The organism is Aeromonas sp. R2-2 (assembly GCF_040908355.1).
In the GTDB taxonomy this organism is placed as follows: domain Bacteria; phylum Pseudomonadota; class Gammaproteobacteria; order Enterobacterales; family Aeromonadaceae; genus Aeromonas; species Aeromonas veronii.
The window spans coordinates 1-16,922 of record NZ_JBFODQ010000062.1; the positions used below are offsets into that span (position 1 = coordinate 1).

Consider the following 16,922-nt stretch of genomic DNA (forward strand, 5'->3'; position numbering starts at 1 on the left):
CTAAGCGTGTTCTTTCCCTCGCCAATGCTACCCTCGGGGTTATCGAGTCAGGTTCACTGGCCATCCACGCCATCGGTAGTGGCCTCTCCTTGGCCAACGGTCTCGAACGTAAACATGCGGTTAAACAGGTGGATCGCCTGCTCACTAACACCAAGCTCAATGTCTGGAGCCTCTTTGACGATTGGGTGCCCTATGTGGTCGGTGAACGTACCGAGATCGTAGTCTCCATGGACTGGACCGAATTCGATGCCGATGATCACAGTACCTTGGTTATCAGCCTGCAAACCAACCACGGTCGCAGTACTCCGCTGCTGTGGAAAACCCATCGGAAATCGTTGCTCAAAGGGCAACGCAATGCCCATGAGAAAGAGCTGCTCACCAAGCTCAAGCAGACGTTGCCAGAGGGTATCTTCGTGACGGTAGTAGCTGACCGCGGCTTTGGTTACATGGAGCTGTTCGAACGCCTGGAGCAAGAGCTAGGCTTTGCTTATCTCATTAGATTTAAAGGAAATGTTTTGGTTGGTTACCCTGGTGTAGAGCAGGTTCCAGCTCGGCACTGGCTAACGCCGACCGGGCGCACCCGAACCCTCAAAGCGGTGGAGCTAACTGGGCAGCGACAGCCTGTCGAACGGGTCTATTGTTGTCATAAGAGTGGCATGAAAGACGCGTGGTTTCTGGCCAGTAACCGGACCGACCTGAGCGCCGCCAAGGCGTTGCAACTATACGGCCAGCGCTGGGGTATCGAGACCAGTTTTCGTGATATCAAAGATTACAAATTCGGCATGGGTATGGGAGATGTGCACATCAGTAATCCGGTCCGGCGCGACCGACTGTTTTTATTCAGTGCCCTGGCCATCGTCTTGCTGACGCTGCTGGGTAAGGCTGGAGACAGTGTCGGTCTAGAGAGAACGATCAAGGTCAATACCAGCAAGAGCCGAACCTATTCGTTCTTTCGGCAAGGGGTCATCTATTACCAGTTGCTACCTAAAATGAAAGAAGCCAATGCGGTCTTGTTGATGGATAAATTTATCTACTACCTGAAGCAACACCGCTTATATACCCGCACACTTGGAATTATTTGAGTCTCTAAAAATGAGGGGATCTCTGAGGTAACGATCAGTTATTGGAACAGATGCTGTCTCGCACGGAAGCCGAGCGGGGACCACTAAAAGGGCCAGTGGTGCCCTGCAACGATCTTGGCGGAGAGCTTCCGGATTTTCGGGAGTGGATGATCCGCTTGCAGGAGGAGGCGGGTTATCCGGTGAGTGAATATCCGGGGCTCTTACGTTGGCAAGAGGGTGTGCAGCGCAAGCGACCACTGTGGCGCAAGCTGCGCAAACTCTATCTCAATCCCCGGGCCTTTTTTGCTGATATGCGTTAAGCCGACTCTTCATCTCTATTCAACATTCAGAGGCTGTTTGCCTCGTCAGCTTGGACTTCCCATGAAACCTGTTCTTGTTGTGAATTTGAAAGCGACCTATTCCGCTGGTCGTCATCCTGAAAGCTGTTCCCGCTCTTCGTGGCGAGTGGCCGCAGCTCGGGTGCCTGATATTGATACCGTGGTCGGTGTCTATGAGGGCATGGTGGTGGCGGTGATCCGTGGATGCTCTCTGGTGCCGAGTACACCCGAGGTGGTGGGTGCGGATTGGGATGAGGGCTGTCTTGGTCGTTACTATGCGTTGGGCGGTGTGGCTTTTACCGATCGGGATGTGTCCGTCTGGTCGCTGACCCGTTGTCCACAGTTGCTGGCGCCCTTGTCGAGCGTACAGGGGATCCGTTATCTCTCGCGCGACGAGTTCGACAGGATCCCGATGGGAAATGTGCAGTTGAAGTGATCCGGATTGGCAAGCCCCTTGGTATTCGATTTAACCGATATTTTTAAACCATCCCTCTTTTATCCCCCTTACTGAAACCCGAGATTTTTCATGACTCTATGGACACAATCCAGCGGCATTCTGGCGCGCAGGCGGCAGATCTCTGCCTGTCTCGGTCAGCCATTGGCCCGACTTGAGCCCTCTTCCGAGTGCGTGCCACAAGCGGGCGATGTGCTGGTCGGCTGGGGCCAGAAGGCCAATACCGGTCAGATTAAACAGAAGGCGCAGGAACTGGGGTTGCCCTACTGGCAGCTGGAAGATGGTTTTATCGGTTATATCGGTCATCCCGCCAGAGAGGGGGTGGCGCTCTCTCTTATCGCCGATCCGGTGGGCATCTATTACGATGCTCGCCAGCCCAGCCAGCTTGAGCAGTTGATTGCCACCCCTTGTGATGTCGAGATGCAGGGGCGCGCCGAGCGGCTGATCGGCGAGCTGGTGCGCCTTGGCATTACCAAATACAACTGTTATGCCACGCGGCCCGATACGCTTGCTACCCAGGCGCAGTATGGTGAAGAGCAGGGGGCGCTTGTCTCTTTGGCCGAGGGGTTGCTGCAAGATGGCAGGCCAAGGGTATTGCTGGTCGATCAGGTGGCGGGGGATCTCTCCATCCCGGGGGCGTTGGCTTGTAATGCCGATTTTCTGGCGATGGTGGCCGCCGCTCGGCGCAATCATCCCGGTGCCCGTCTGCTGCTGCGCACCCATCCTGATACGCGTATGGGTAAAAAGATCGGCGTATTGGCGCGATTGGCGCAAAAGCTCCCTGAGCTGGCAGATCTGGAGATAGTGAGCGAGCCCTGTCATCCCCATCTCCTGCTCAAGAGGGTGGATGTGGTCTATACCGTCTCTTCGCAACTGGGGTTCGAGGCGTTGCTGCTTGGCAAGCCGGTCCACTGCTTTGGCATGCCTTTCTACGCCGGTTGGGGATTGACCCATGACAGCAAGCTCTGCTTGCGGCGTGTACTGGCAAGGGCCGATGAGGCGGTTTCGCTGCCACAACTGGTAGCGGCGGCGCTTATTCGTTATCCCCGTTATTGTGACCCTGTGCTGGGAGAGCGTTGCGAAGTCGAGGATGTCGTCGAGCTGCTGGCCCGCCAGCAGATGGCGCCAGCGCGTTGGCGGCGACTTTATCTGGTGGGCTTTTCGCTCTGGAAGCGCGCCTTTATGCGCACCTTTTGTGCCCATCTGGCCGATGAGCTGCGGTTTGTCAGGCGCCCCCCCAAGCGGTTGACTGGCGATGAGCAGGTGCTGGTATGGGGCAGCCATTACCCTGAACTGGTCTCGGCGATCCGGGTCGAGGATGGTTTTATCCGCTCGAGCGGCCTTGGCTCCAATCTTTGTCGACCGTCGTCACTCTCTATCGATCCGGTCGGGATCTACTTCGACAGTCGCCGCCCCAGTGAGCTCGAGCAGCTGCTTAACTACGAGCCGATCGACGAGGCTCTGCTGGCAAAGGGGGACCAGTTGCTGACGCTGCTGCGTGAATCCCGGGTCAGCAAATACAACGTGGGTGAGGCAGAGCCATTCCAGCCGCCGCAAGATGGTCGCGAGCTGGTGCTGGTCGTGGGTCAGGTGGATGGCGATGCCTCTATCCTCTGCGGTAGTCCGAAGATCCGCAGCAATGAGCAGCTGCTTTGGGCGGTGCGAGCCGCCAAACCGCAGGCGCATATTCTGTTCAAGCCCCACCCTGATGTGGTGTGTGGCAACCGGGAAGGGACCATCTCGGCAAGTTGTCTGGCCGAATGTGTCGATAGTCAGGTGATCCAGTGCGATCTCGCCTCCCTCTATCCCTATATCGACGAGCTGCACACCATGACCTCACTCAGTGGCTTCGAGGCGCTGGTGCAGGGGGTCAAGGTCACAACCTGGGGGCAACCCTTTTACAGCGGTTGGGGCCTGACCCACGACATCCATCCGCCTGCCAGACGCGAGCGTCCCTTGCCGTTGGCGGCACTGGTTTGTCTGACCCTTGCCACTTATCCCCGTTATATCGATTGGCAATCAGGCTTGTGGTGCAGCCCCGAACAGTTGATCCGCAAACTGGCGACACACAAGCCCCTCGCCATGAGCGGTGCGAGCCGTTGGCGACGCTGGCACCTCAAGCTCCGTTTTCTGGTTGATACCCTCAAACCCACTCGCTCTCTGTTCTCCTGATGGATCCTCATTGTATGAATGTGTTGTTGTTACAGGGGCCACTTGGCCCCTTTTATCAAACCTTGAGCCAGCATCTGGTTCGGGCTGGTCATCAGGTGGTGAAGATCAATTTCAACGGTGGTGATGAGTGCTGGCCCTGTGCCGGGATCTCTATCAGTTATCACGGCGAGCCAGATGGCTGGAATACGTTTCTGCGGCGGATGTTGAAGGAATATTCAATCAATACAGTGCTTTGTTACGGCGATTGTCGTTATTACCACAAGGTGGCGAGCCAGGTGTGTGAGCTCAAGGGATTGTCATTCTGGGCACTGGAGGAGGGGTATCTGCGTCCCGATTTTGTGACCCTTGAGCCGGGCGGCGTCAATGCGTTCAGCCCCTGGTATGAAGAGCGCGCCAGATTGCCGCGAGTAGACTGGCCTGCCGAGTTTATTGCACCTCTCAAGGTGGGCAAGACGTTTGCCGCCAGAGCCTGGTATGCCAGTCGCTATCACATCAACAAAGCAATCAAGCGGCCACGTTATCCCCATTTTGTCGATCACCGCCCCTGGACGCTCTGGCAGGAGGCGAGGGGGTGGCTGAGAAGTGGGTGGATCAAATATGGTCATCGGCATCGCGATCGAGCACTACTGAATCTTTTCAAGGAACATGCCAGGCGGTTCTTCTTGGTGCCGCTGCAGGTGAGTGAAGATTTTCAAATAAGAGAGCACTCCGAGTTTGGTGACCTGGAGGAGATGATTTCGGAGGTGGTCAGCTCGTTTGCCCGCCACGCCAATCCGGATGATGTGCTGCTGTTCAAACATCACCCCATGGATCGGGGGTATGTTAGCTACCGTGACTGTATCGATCGACTCATCGCCGAGCATGGTTTGGCGGGGCGGATCTTTTATGGTTATGAATGGCCGCTTCCGGCCCTTTACCCGTTGCTCAAGGGGGTGATCACCATCAATAGCACGGTTGGGTTGTCAGCCCTGTTGCATCGGGTACCCACCATCTGCCTTGGCCGTGCGATCTATGACATTAAGGGGTTGACCACCACAGGTCCGCTTTCCTCTTTCTGGCAACATCAGAGCCCGGTCTGTGAAGCGACCTTTCAGCGAGCCAGAAACTCCCTGCTGCACCTCACCCAGCTTAATGCCAGCTTCTATCGCCATCTTGATACGGGGGCTGAGGCGGTGCTCGCAAGGATGCGGCTTGCGGAAACGGCGGTCACTCATGGACCTGCGTTGCACAGAGAGCCAACTCGTTCACGTGGAGCATAGATAAGCAGGGAAATTGATCACCAGAGCCATTCCCCATAGGGACTCCGATATGTTCAACCCACGAATTTCATTCTCTTTCGTAAAAAAATAAATAACCATCAAGGATGCTGATATGAAAACCAAGCCATATATGTTGGCCATTCCGCTATTGTGCTTGCCTATCGTTTCGCGTGCCGCGGATGATTTTTCAATTTTAATTCATGGCGCAGCAATTCATAGTGATTGCACCAAAGGAAAGGGAAAGAAAAGCAAGAGTTGTGATTTTAATAATTTCAATCCGGGATTAGGGTTGGCCTGGGCTTTTTGGGGCGATAACGACACTGGCAAGCTGGCGGTGCGCGGAGGGGCATATAAGGACTCTTTCAGCGAGACGGCTTTATACGGTGCGCTCTCATATCGCAAGGAGTGGTATTTTACCGAGCATGCCTTTGCTGGCCTGGGGTTTCAGGCCGGTTATCTCAATGGTTCTGGCCTGGATGGCTTCGCTGCCTTGCCGATGGTGACGCTGGGCTACAAGTCAGTGGCGTTGGAAGTGGGATATGCGCCAAAGCTCGATTTTGCATTGGGTAGCAAGCATGTTGCCGTGACGACATTCTCTTTACGCTGGAACTTGTGACTATAAGACATCATTAATGATTGGGTTATATGTCGGCGTTCAGATTTGACATGCGTATAGTGATTTAAAACTATGTAAAGTGCATTGCGAATGTCTTTATGGATGTATTTTAATAAGGTTTGTGTTTTTAGGTGTAATGAAATAACAAGGTTTGCTGGCCATTTACAAAGAATAATCCTCAAGGGTTCTAGTCATTAATTTACGGTTGATGACTATAAAAATATAACCATGGCTGGCCTGGCTATTAGCTTCACCGATGAATTCTTTGTACTCGAATTTGATACAGTGGCGAGTTGTCTTTCTGTCCATACCAAGCCCAACCTGTTTAGCAGGTTGGGCTTTTTCTTTTTGGTGATGTGCTGAGGACTATCCGGCCGCCTGTGTATCTGTGGTCATCGATCCGGATGAATGCTGTTGGCTGCTCGTCGTGCCCGCCAGGCCTGAATGCGCGCCTGGGTGCCGATGACGAAGACGAAGAAGACCGGCACGAAGAAGATGGCCAGCAGGGTGCCGCTGATCATGCCGCCAAACACGCCGGTGCCGATGGCGTGCTGGGTCTCCGCGCTGGCGCCACTGGCGAGCATCAAGGGTACCACACCGAGAGTAAAGGCCAGCGATGTCATCAAAATGGGGCGCAGGCGCAGGCGGGCAGCAGTGACAGCCGCATCAAGCAGCGAGCGCCCTTCACTGTGCAACTGGCGCGCAAACTCCACAATGAGGATGGCGTTCTTGGCCGACAGACCGATGATGGTGATCATGCCTACTTTAAAGAAGACGTCGTTGGGCATGCCGCGCAGCATCACGGCCGCGACGGCACCGAGCAGGCCCAGCGGCACCACCAGCATCACCGAGAGCGGGATCGACCAGCTTTCATAGAGTGCCGCCAGCACTAGGAAGACCACCAGCGCCGACAACAGCATCAGCAGGGGGGCCTGCTCGGCCGACTGGCGCTCTTGCAACGACTGTCCCGTCCAGGCCAATGCGAAGCCTGGCGGCAATTGCGCCACCAGACGCTCCATCTCCGCCATCGCCGCTCCGCTGGAGATGCCGGGCGCTGCCCCCCCGGCAATACGCACGGCAGGGAAGCCATCGAAGCGCATCATCTGTTGCGGCGATTCGCGCCATTCCGGTGTCACCACCTCCCGCAAGGGGACCATGCCGCCGCTGGCATTGCGCACCCGCAGGCCGAGCACGTCATCGAGCTGCATGCGCGCCGACGCGTCGGCCTGCAGAATGACCTGCTGCATGTGCCCGCCGTTGGGGAAGTCGTTGACGTAGAGCGACCCCATTGCGGCCGACAGGGTACTGCTTACGCTGGCGAACGAGAGTCCCATGGCTTCGGCCTTCTGTCGGTTGATCTCGAGGTGAATGCTCTCGCCGGGAGGCTGGTTGTCGGGATACACATCACTGACCACCTTGCTGTTGGCGGCCAGTTCCAGCAGTTGTGCCTGAGCGGCCAGCAGCGCGGCATCTCCCCGGTTGGCCCTGTCTTGCAGGAACAGGGTGAAGCCGGAGGCGGTGCCCAGCTCGTCGATGGCGGGTGGCAGCAGGCTCATTACCGTGCCTTCAGGAATGTTTGCCATGGCTGCTTGTGCCAGATCTGCCTCTTCGGCTGCCGTGGCGCCATGACGCTGATCCCAATCTTTGAGCATGGTGAAGGCCATGGCCGCATTGGGGCCTGCGCCGGAGAAGCTGAAGCCCTGCACCACCAGGTTGGTGTCCAGCGCCTCGCGAGAGGCGACGTGAGCCTCGAAGGCCTTGACCACCTCAAGAGTACGCTCGCTGGTGGCGCCGGTCGGCAGCTGGATGGAGGTCATGAAGTAGCCCTGATCCTCGTCCGGCAGGAAAGAGGAGGGCAGCTGGGCGGCGGCGATGGCCAGTACGACGCAGAGGGCGGCAAAGGTTGCCATCATCCGTCCGCTGCGCCCGACCAGCCGGGTTACCCGCGCACCGTAGCCTGCAGTGAACCGCTCGAACCCCCGGTTGAAGGCACCGAAGAAGCCGCGCTTCTCATGATGATCCGGACTGACCGGACGCAGCAGGGTGGCGCAGAGCGCTGGCGTCAGGGTCAGGGCAAGGAAGGCCGAAATCAGAATCGAGACCGCCATCGACAGGGTGAACTGCTGGTAGATGACACCCACCGAGCCGCTGCCAAACGCCATGGGGAGGAACACCGCCGTGAGCACCAGGGTGATGCCGATCACCGCACCTGTGATCTCCTTCATGGCCTGCGACGTCGCCTCCCTGGGCGACAGCCCCCGGGTGGCCATCAGGCGCTCGACGTTCTCCACCACCACGATGGCGTCGTCGACTATGATGCCGATGGCCAGCACCATGCCGAACATGGTGAGGGAGTTGATCGAAAAACCGGCCAGCAGCATCACCGCGAAGGTGCCAAGCAGAGCGATGGGGGCGACGATGGCCGGGATCAGGGTGTAGCGCAGGTTCTGCAGGAAGAGAAACATCACCAGAAACACCAGCACCATGGCTTCCAGCAGGGTGTGGATCACCTTTTCGATGGAGACCTTGACGAAGGGGGCCGAGTCAAACGGGATCGAATAGGCCATGCCCGCCGGCAGGGTGGGAGCGAGCTGGGCGAGACGGGTGCGCACCGCATCGGCGGTACGCACGGCGTTGGCGCCGGGGGAGAGCTGGATGGCGGCGCTGGTGGCGGCCACGCCGTTCTCCCGGTTGGAAAAGGCGTAGGATTGCGCCCCCAGCTCGACCCGGGCGACATCACCCAGAACCAGCTTGGCGCCATCACCACCTGCTCGCAGCACGATGGCGGCGAATGCCTCGGGGGTCGTCAGCTGCCCCTGAACCGTGAGGGGAACCGTCAGGCGCTGCCCCGGCAAGGCGGGTTCGTCACCGAGGCGCCCCGGGGCAATCTGGATATTCTGCTGCTCGATGGCCTGTGCCACCTCGCTGATAGTCAGCCCGTAGGCGGCGAGTTTGGCCGGATCTACCCAGATGCGCATGGCCTGCTCGGCGCCGAACAGTTGCACTCGTCCTACCCCGTCGATGCGGCGCAGCTCCTGCACAATATTGCGTGCCATGTAGTCGTTGAGGGCAACCTCATCGAAGCGGCCATCCGGTGAGGTCATGCCGACCATCATCAGAAAGCCGGATGAGGCGGACTCCACCTGCAGGCCGGTTTGCCGCACCGCTTGTGGCAAGCGAGGCTCGACCGCCTTGATGCGGTTTTGCACGTCCATCTGGGCCAGCTCCGGATCGGTGCCCGGCTTGAAGGTGGCAGTGATCTGCGCGCTGCCCGAGGCGTCCACCGACGACTCGAAGTAGAGCAGGTTCTTCACTCCCGACAGCTCGCGTTCGATAAGGCTCACCACCGCATCATTCAGGGTCTGCGGCGTGGCGCCCGGATAGGTGGCATAGAGGGTCACCGACACCGGCGCCACCGAGGGATAGCGGGAGATGGGGAGCTTGGGGATGGCGATGACCCCTGCCAGCACGATGAACAGGGCGATCACCCAGGCAAACACTGGGCGATGGATAAAAAACTGCGGCATGGATAACTCTCCGATTCAGCGAATGCCGCTGTCAGCCGGTTGGCTGACGGTGGGTGGTTGCCAGGGGGAGGCAATGACCTGAACCCCCGGGGTCAGACGGTCGATCCCTTCGATCACCACCTGTTGCCCGGCACTGAGCCCGGATGCGATGCGGTACTGGCTATTCACCAGTTCAGCGGTGTTGACCGGAACCAGCTGTGCCTGCCCCTGGCCATCCCCCACCCACACGCTGGTCTGACCCGATGTGCGCACTACTGCCTGCTGGGGCACGGTCAGGGCGTTGGCATAGCGGGCACGGGGAATGCGCGCCTGCACGTAGAGACCGGGCAACAGCCGCCTCTCGGGATTGTCCACCAGCACCCGCAGCAGCACATCGCCGGTCCCGGCATCGACCTCGATGCCGGAGAAGAGGATGCGCCCCTGCATGCCCAGCGGTGTGCCATTGCTACCGAGGATCTCCACCGCCAGTTCCGGTGCCGTTGAGCCAGCCTGCTGGCGCAGGGATTCCAGCACCGAGGCCGGTTGGCGCACATCGACGTAGACCTGATCGATCTGCTGGATCCGGGCCATGGGGGTGGTATCGGTGGGGGACACCAGTGCCCCTTCACTCACCAGCGCCTGATCGATACGTCCGGCGATGGGGGCCTCTACGCTGGCAAATTGCAGGTTCAGTTGGTGCCGGGCCAGGGTCGCCTTGGCCTGGGCTACATCGGCAGCCGCCTGATCCCGCTGGGAGACCGCATCGTCATAGGTCTGGCGGCTGATGGCGTCGGTGCGCAGCAGCGGCCGCAGGCGGTCAATCTGGATGCGGGCGCGGGCCAGCACGGCCTCGGCCCGTTGCAATGCGGCGGCGGCGCTGTCGACATCGGCCTTGAAGGGGGCCGGGTTTATCTGGAACAGTACGGTGCCTGCGCTGATCTCGGCGCCCTGCTCGAACAGGCGGCGCTGCACGATGCCGCTGATCTGGGCGCGAATGTCGGCGCTGCGCAGTGCCGCCACCCGGGCGGGCAGATCCTCGCTGATGACCAGCTCCCGACCAGTCAGAGTCAGCACCGATACCTGAGGAAGGGCGGGTGCCTCCTGCTCTTGCGGCGCGACATCGCAACCCGCCAACCCGAATGCGGCAATGACGGCGAGCAGGGCGCCCGCATACCGCTGTTTTACAAACATCATCCACTCACCTCGTTGAACCGTCTCTCCGGTGTGATGTGACCGGAGAGTGCATCGAGCGGTCATTATGGCGAGGGGCTATTGCGAATGATTCGAGGCTTTGTGGAGAATCCATGGAGGCGATGATAAAGTTCAACGCCACCTTTTTTCGAGTCCGACTATGTCCCATCTCAATGCTTCCGCCAGCCCGGCGGGCCAGTCACTGGTACTGATTGCAGAGGATGAAGCCGAGATCGCCGACATCCTCGCCGCTTACCTGCAACGTCATGGCTTGCGCTCCCTGCACGCCGCCGATGGCCGTGAAGCGCTGGCCATGCATCAGGCATTCAAACCCGATCTCCTGCTGCTGGATGTGCAGATGCCGCTACTGGATGGCTGGCAGGTGCTCAGCGAGATCCGGGCGCGCGGCGATACGCCGGTGATCATGCTGACCGCCCTCGATCAGGATCTCGACAAGCTGATGGGGCTGCGCATGGGGGCGGATGACTATGTGGTTAAACCCTTCAATCCGGCCGAAGTGGTGGCGCGAGTGCAGGCTGTGCTCAGGCGCACCCGGGCCGTAAAGCCTGCCACGGCGAACGTGCTGCGGGTCGGCCAGTTTCAGATCGATCTGGAGAGCCACGAGGCCAGCATTTTCCGCGATGACCAGCAGCAGGTGCTGGAGCTTACCCTGACCGAGTTCAAGTTGCTCGCCTCTTTGATGCGGGCGCCGAAACGGGTGTTCAGTCGCGCCGAACTGCTGACTCACTGCTTGCCGGAGGGGGATACCCAGGAGCGTACGGTGGATAGCCACATCAGCAAGTTGCGCAAAAAACTGGAGACACACGGTATTCAGGGGGTCCCCGCCAGTGTCTGGGGGGTTGGCTATCGCTTCGGGGGCGATGCATGAAATCGGCGCCCGGCCTTCGCAGGCAGATCATCCGCTCTCTGGGCTTGATGACGCTTGGTATCATCTCCCTCGCGGTGATCGGCACCTATGTGTTTTATGGTATCGCCGTGGCGTTTGTGCCGGGCAGCATCTCCGAGACCTGGGTGCCCTCCAGGGTCGAGATGTTATGGATCGGCTCCACCATTCTCATTGCATTGGGGATGGCGCTTTACGTGGCGGTGCGCCTCTCTCGCCGCATCCTGACTCCCCTCAACTCGGTGGCAACCAGCCTGCGCGAGGTGGCCGAGGGCAAACTCGATGCCCGTGTGCCGGAGGATGAGCAGGCGATCGGGGAGACGGCGCAACTGGTGCGCGACTTCAACGCCATGGCCGAGCGGCTGCAGAGCATGACCCGCGAGCGGGAGTTCTGGAATGCCGCCATTGCCCACGAGTTGCGCACTCCGGTGACCATTTTGCGCGGCCGTTTGCAGGGGCTGGCCGAAGGGGTATTTCCTCCCAGCAGCGAACTCTTCGAGGGGTTGCTGCGTCAGGTGGAGGGGCTCAATCACCTGATCGAGGATTTGCGGGTATTGAGCCTCAACGACAGCGGCCATCTGGAGTTACAGCGGTCCGAGGTCAGGCTGGCCGACGAGCTTGCCGTGGTGCTTGAGGCATTTGCCAGCCCTCTGGCGGCGAGCGGATTTGTGTTGCAGCGGGAGCTCGATAGCGAACTTCATGCTTGCTGCGATCTGTTTCGTATCCGTCAGGCTCTGATGGCGCTGTTGGAAAATGCCCAGAAGCACGCGCTGCCGGGCCTGCTGACCGTGCGGCTGTATCGCTCGGAGAGTGTGTGCGTCCTGAGTGTGGAAGATGAGGGGCCAGGCATCAGCGAGGAGATCGCCGCCTGTATCTTCGATGCGTTTCGTCGGGGAGATCCGTCACGCTCGCGCAAGAGCGGCGGCAGCGGACTTGGACTCGCCGTGGTCAAGGCGATTGCCGAGGCCCACGGCGGCAGCGCGGTTTGCCAAGCTACCGGACGGGGAGGGAGCAGATTCGTGCTCTCCTGGCCCATCTCGGCCATGTCCGGTTGCCCTGAAATCTAGCCTGGGGGTGGCAGGTTCTGATGAAGCTATACAGCTGACAGCTGCCCGCACAGGGGCGTACGACAAGCGACCGTTATAGGGTTTTCTACCGCTTGTGCCGGGTGAGCAGGAGTGGTTGGGACATGGCTCATTTGGCGCGAAATCATGGTTTTTTGCCGCTAAAAATTGAAACCGTTTTCAGAAATCCTTTTCAACTGTGATCCGCTTCAAAGCTTTTTCGGGCGCCAACCTCTAGCATTGGCTCCACGAATTAGGGGCTAGCGCTCCCGATTTTCCCGCTGTGGGAGGTAACCGGATGATCCGGCTATTTCCTTCGTTACTTTCGACGGTCATCATGGATGGCCGTTTTTTTTTGAGTTATTTCACGGTAAAGGGTCGAGCCGCTGGCGCTTTACCGTTAAAATTCCGCTTTTGCACTTGCCCGTGAGTCTTGATGTCTGCGTCCACCCTCTCTTCGGATAGTTATGCCCTGCTCGCCACCCTGCAATTGCAGCGCGTTGCCAGTACCCGTTTGCTGCAAGAACAACTGGCGATAGGCCATGCCCTGATCGATAAACTGACCCGACTGCAGGATGCGGGGCTGGTCAGATTACGCGGGGAGCAGCAGTGGAGCCTGACCGCCGAGGGGACGCTGGCGCTGATCCTGGGGGTGCGTGCCGGTCTCTGCCCGGCGCCGGACTGGAGCCGGGTGCCCTCATTGACCGGGCAGGATCTCACCCATGCGGTGGTGCGCGAGCTCTGCCGCGGCAAGGCGGGGGAGATCCCCACCTATTTCTCGGCCAGCGATCTGCTGACCCTGCTCGATACCCCGGATGCTCACCAGTTGCTGGCGGGCTCCAGCCCAGCCTGGCAGCAACTGCTGCTGGAGCACTTCTCGCTGCAACTGCTGCTCGATGCCCCTTATGAAGAGCGCTGGCCGCTGGCCAATGCGCTGGTGCGCTGCGCCCCCGAGGTGCAGGCCCGGGCCAAAGCGTTCGAGGCGGAGTGGCGCTGGCTCTGCGGGGATGGCGAGAGCACGTCGCCAACCGGGGAGGGCAACGACGCCGTGCCCGGCTGGCCAGCCCTGCAGGCGCTGGCCCAGCAGAGCCAGAGCGGCCCGCTCGGCGAGCGACTGCTCACCGCGCTGGGTCAGTGGCAGGCAGCCGATGAGGGTGAGGTGGGCCAGTGGCCCCGTTCGTTCAGCGCCCTGCTCTGGCTTGGCTGGTTGCAGCAGGCCGATCCCGTCATTGCCAGCGAACAGCGCAAGAAGTGGCAGCGCAACCTGACCGGCCAGTTCCCCCTGCTTGCCGACCTGCTCAGCCAGTGGGCGGGCGATCGCCACGGTCATGCGGTTGGCCTGTTCGATACCCTGCAACTGCCGGTGGAGGAGCTCCACTGGGGCTATCTCTGGCTCGATCTCTGCGCGCTGGCCCGTCACGGTGCCCAGAGCCCGCAGGTGGCCATGTTGCACAAGTGGGATCTCTCCCATCTGCTCGATGCCGAGCCCCATCATCGTCTGATGGCGTTTTGTCAGGATCTGCTGCGCCTGTTGTTGGGCGAGGCGGCCAAGGGGGCCCCCCTTTGCCAGCTGCGCGGCAGTGAGGAGAGTGCCCCGGAGAGCAGTGACGAGCAGGATGATGAAGGGGACGAGGATAAAACCGCGGCCTCTGCCAGCTGGCTCAACTGGCTGCAGGGGCTGGGACGCTCCAGTGGCGTACGTAAGCCACAGGAGCGGTTGGTGTGGCTGCTCCATGCCGAGGGCCCCGAGCTGGAGTGCAAGATCCAGAAGCTCAGCACCAAGGGGGAGTGGACCGCTGGTCGCCGGGTCGATCCGGCCCTGCTCTCCACCCAGTATGCCGCCATGCTCGATGAGCATGACTGGGCACTGGTTCGCACCCTGCCACGGGTGATGGGGCGGTTGCCGCGGGATGTCTGGGCACCGCTGGCCGATCATCCTCGCCTGTTCAACGCCAAGGGGCAAAAGCTGCAACTGGCCATCAGCGCCCCCCTGCTGCAGGTGGTGGCCACCGAACAGGGGATGAGCGCGCAGCTCTGCCCCGATGCGGCCGCCCGCGGGGCCCATATCATGCCGCTGGCGCAGGATCTGTGGCAGCTGATCCTCACCCCACAGCCGCTGCTCGACCGCTTGCCAGCGCTCGAATCCATCCCGCTGCTGCCCGCCGAGGGGCTGGCCGAGCTGCAACGCACGCTGGATGCCATTCCCGAGTTGCCCTGGCACAGTCAGGTTGCGGGGCTGAGCGGCAACGCCGAACTGGCTCCCTGGCCGGGCATTCCTTCGGTGCAACTGGATTGGCAGGATGGTCAGCTGTCGGTCAAGCTGGTGACTCGCTTTGAGGATCTGCCGCCCCAGCCCCTTGGCAAGGGGGAGGCGATCGTGCGGCAGGGGATCAAGGCGTACCACTACTGGCAGCGGGATCTCGGGGCCGAGAAGCTGCAGGCCCAGTTGCTGCGCAATCAATTGCCCATCGGCCTGCCCGGCAGCGAGTGGCTGCTGCAGGGGGAACAGGCGCTGGCGCTGGTCAATGCCCTGCCCGAGCTGGTGGATGCCGGTGTGGTCATTCACTGGCATCAGGACAGCGCTCGCCTCAAGAGCCTTGATGAAGCGGCCCTGAGCCTGCGCATCGAGCGGCGGCAGGACTGGTTCCAGGTCGAAGGGGCACTGGCGCTTGATGAGCACCAGATCCTCGATTTGCGCCTTATTCTGCGCCAGATGACTCCGGGGCAGCGCACCGTTCAGCTCGACGAGAAGACCAGCCTGATGCTGAGCGACAAGCTGGTGGAGCGGCTCACCATGCTGGGGGCCATGCTCGATGAAGAGCAGCGCATCAACAACAAGCTGGCCTATCCCCTGACTCGTCTGCTCTCGGTCATTACCACCGAAGGGGATGCAGCGTGGCAATCCCTGCAGCAGGAGTGGCAGCAGGAGGTCGATTGCCCGGACGAACTGCTCACCTCCCTGCGGGACTATCAGAAAGAGGGTGTGCGCTGGATGGCGACCCTGGCCCATCACGGTTTTGGTGCCTGCCTGGCCGATGACATGGGTCTGGGCAAGACGCTGCAGGCGCTTATCGTGCTGCGGATGCGCCAGCACCTTGGCCCTGCGCTGGTGGTGGTGCCCAAGTCAGTGGTCACCAACTGGCAGGAGGAGGTGACCCGTTTCGCCCCCGAGCTTGATGTGGTGGTGTTCGAGAATCCGGCCGAGCGGGAGGGGATCATTCGCGAGGCCAAGGCCGGTCAGGTGATCCTCATCAACTACGGCATGCTCGGCAGCCTGGCGGAGGCGCTCAAGTCCCGCCGCTGGTCGAGCATGGTGCTCGATGAGGCGCAGCAGATCAAAAACGCCGGTACCCAGCGCGCCAAGCTGCTGTTCCAGCTCGACGGCGATTTTCGCCTCGCCCTCTCCGGCACCCCCATCGAGAACCATCTGGGGGAGCTGTGGAGCCTCTTCACCTTTATCAACCCGGGGCTGCTCGGCAGCCTCGGCGAGTTCAAACGCCGCTTTGGCAAGGCAGTCAAGGATCCCCAGCACATGGCCTTGCTGCGGGCGGTGATCAGCCCCTTTATCCTGCGTCGTCTCAAGCAGCAGGTGCTGACCGAGCTGCCGGACAAGACCGAGATCATCCACCACATCAGCCTCTCCCCCGAAGAGCGCCAGCTCTACGAGGCGACCCGGCGTGAAGTGGTGCAGCAGGTACAAAGCGCCGATGGCCGCGCCCTGATGCATGTGCTGAGTGGCCTGACCCGGCTGCGCCGTCTCTGCTGCTCGCCGGAGCTGGTGATGCCCGAGTGGTCGCAGACCAGCAGCAAGCTGGACGAGGCGATGGCGCTGCTGGAAGAGGCGATCGACGGTGGTCATCGGGTGCTGGTGTTCAGTCAGTTTGTCGATCTGCTGAGCCTGCTGCGGGCCCGCATCGAGCAGAAGTCCTGGGATTACTGCTATCTGGATGGGGGCTGCTCCGCCAAGTCCCGTCAGGACTCCATCCTGCGTTTTCGCCATGAGGAGGTGCCGCTGTTCCTCATCAGCCTCAAGGCAGGGGGGACCGGCCTCAACCTCACCCAGGCCGATACCGTGCTGCACCTCGATCCCTGGTGGAACCCGGCGGTGGAAGATCAGGCGAGCGATCGGGCGCACCGGATGGGGCAGACCCAGCCGGTGACCGTGTACCGGCTGGTGTGCGAGCAGACGGTGGAGGAGAAGATCGTCGCTCTGCACGACGAGAAGCGGGCGCTGGCCGATGGCCTGCTGAGCGGCCAGTCCGAGGTGCGCGGGCTGGATGTGGAGAGCCTGCGGGCCCTGCTGATGGGCTGATTGGCGACGCCGCCTTACATACCGTCTATCGATACAGAAAAGGGG

At 60.5% G+C, this 16,922-nt stretch carries 11 protein-coding genes; 9 read left to right on the plus strand and 2 right to left on the minus strand.

Annotated features, from left to right (window positions below):
• The 6 genes from AB5Z09_RS12525 to AB5Z09_RS12550 all read left to right on the plus strand — a co-directional run.
• A partial coding sequence (locus tag AB5Z09_RS12525; protein ID WP_368195402.1) for an IS4-like element ISAs18 family transposase occupies positions 1 to 1,082 on the plus strand: 1,082 nt, incomplete at its 5' end.
• A gap of 41 nt (positions 1,083 to 1,123) precedes the next feature.
• Entirely contained in the window at positions 1,124 to 1,381 is a 258-nt protein-coding gene (locus AB5Z09_RS12530; RefSeq protein WP_368195414.1) for a hypothetical protein, read from the plus strand.
• Positions 1,382 to 1,541: 160 nt separating this feature from the next.
• A complete protein-coding gene (locus AB5Z09_RS12535; protein ID WP_159157245.1) occupies positions 1,542 to 1,835 on the plus strand; it encodes a hypothetical protein in 294 nt (97 codons plus the stop codon).
• A 90-nt stretch (positions 1,836 to 1,925) separates the two neighbouring features.
• Positions 1,926 to 4,025 (plus strand): capsular polysaccharide biosynthesis protein, encoded by a 2,100-nt coding sequence (locus AB5Z09_RS12540; protein WP_368195415.1) that lies wholly within the window; start codon positions 1,926 to 1,928, stop codon positions 4,023 to 4,025.
• 14 nt (positions 4,026 to 4,039) lie between these two features.
• Positions 4,040 to 5,284 (plus strand): capsule biosynthesis protein, encoded by a 1,245-nt coding sequence (locus AB5Z09_RS12545; protein ID WP_368195416.1) that lies wholly within the window; start codon positions 4,040 to 4,042, stop codon positions 5,282 to 5,284.
• A 112-nt stretch (positions 5,285 to 5,396) separates the two neighbouring features.
• Positions 5,397 to 5,900: a hypothetical protein gene (locus AB5Z09_RS12550; protein ID WP_368195417.1), complete on the plus strand. Its 504-nt coding sequence runs from the start codon at positions 5,397 to 5,399 to the stop codon at positions 5,898 to 5,900.
• Between the two features lie 392 nt (positions 5,901 to 6,292).
• Here the strand turns inward: AB5Z09_RS12550 and AB5Z09_RS12555 are convergent, their stop codons facing one another.
• On the minus strand, positions 6,293 to 9,427 hold the full coding sequence (locus tag AB5Z09_RS12555) for a multidrug efflux RND transporter permease subunit (protein ID WP_368195418.1): 3,135 nt from the start codon (positions 9,425 to 9,427) through the stop codon (positions 6,293 to 6,295).
• Positions 9,428 to 9,442: 15 nt separating this feature from the next.
• Positions 9,443 to 10,600: an efflux RND transporter periplasmic adaptor subunit gene (locus AB5Z09_RS12560; protein ID WP_368195419.1), complete on the minus strand. Its 1,158-nt coding sequence runs from the start codon at positions 10,598 to 10,600 to the stop codon at positions 9,443 to 9,445.
• Positions 10,601 to 10,757: 157 nt separating this feature from the next.
• On the opposite strand from AB5Z09_RS12560, the gene AB5Z09_RS12565 reads away from it, so the two are divergent.
• From AB5Z09_RS12565 to AB5Z09_RS12575, 3 genes are all read left to right on the plus strand, one after another.
• On the plus strand, positions 10,758 to 11,486 hold the full coding sequence (locus AB5Z09_RS12565; protein WP_139473459.1) for a response regulator: 729 nt from the start codon (positions 10,758 to 10,760) through the stop codon (positions 11,484 to 11,486).
• Positions 11,483 to 12,568, plus strand: coding sequence for an ATP-binding protein (locus AB5Z09_RS12570; RefSeq protein WP_368152818.1), 1,086 nt, complete (start codon positions 11,483 to 11,485; stop codon positions 12,566 to 12,568). Before AB5Z09_RS12565 ends, AB5Z09_RS12570 begins: the two co-directional genes overlap by 4 nt.
• A 433-nt stretch (positions 12,569 to 13,001) precedes the next feature.
• Positions 13,002 to 16,877, plus strand: coding sequence for an SNF2-related protein (locus tag AB5Z09_RS12575; RefSeq protein WP_368195420.1), 3,876 nt, complete (start codon positions 13,002 to 13,004; stop codon positions 16,875 to 16,877).
• Positions 16,878 to 16,922 lie beyond the last annotated feature (45 nt).

Excerpts from the sequence above, each read along its gene's own strand:
- AB5Z09_RS12575 (WP_368195420.1), top strand. The coding sequence starts at position 13,002 with ATGTCTGCGTCCACCCTCTCTTCGGATAGTTATGCCCTGCTCGCCACC.
- AB5Z09_RS12550 (WP_368195417.1), top strand. The coding sequence starts at position 5,397 with ATGAAAACCAAGCCATATATGTTGGCCATTCCGCTATTGTGCTTGCCT.
- AB5Z09_RS12565 (WP_139473459.1), top strand. The coding sequence starts at position 10,758 with ATGTCCCATCTCAATGCTTCCGCCAGCCCGGCGGGCCAGTCACTGGTA.
- AB5Z09_RS12555 (WP_368195418.1), bottom strand. The coding sequence starts at position 9,427 with ATGCCGCAGTTTTTTATCCATCGCCCAGTGTTTGCCTGGGTGATCGCC.
- AB5Z09_RS12560 (WP_368195419.1), bottom strand. The coding sequence starts at position 10,600 with ATGATGTTTGTAAAACAGCGGTATGCGGGCGCCCTGCTCGCCGTCATT.
- AB5Z09_RS12545 (WP_368195416.1), top strand. The coding sequence starts at position 4,040 with ATGAATGTGTTGTTGTTACAGGGGCCACTTGGCCCCTTTTATCAAACC.
- AB5Z09_RS12570 (WP_368152818.1), top strand. The coding sequence starts at position 11,483 with ATGAAATCGGCGCCCGGCCTTCGCAGGCAGATCATCCGCTCTCTGGGC.
- AB5Z09_RS12540 (WP_368195415.1), top strand. The coding sequence starts at position 1,926 with ATGACTCTATGGACACAATCCAGCGGCATTCTGGCGCGCAGGCGGCAG.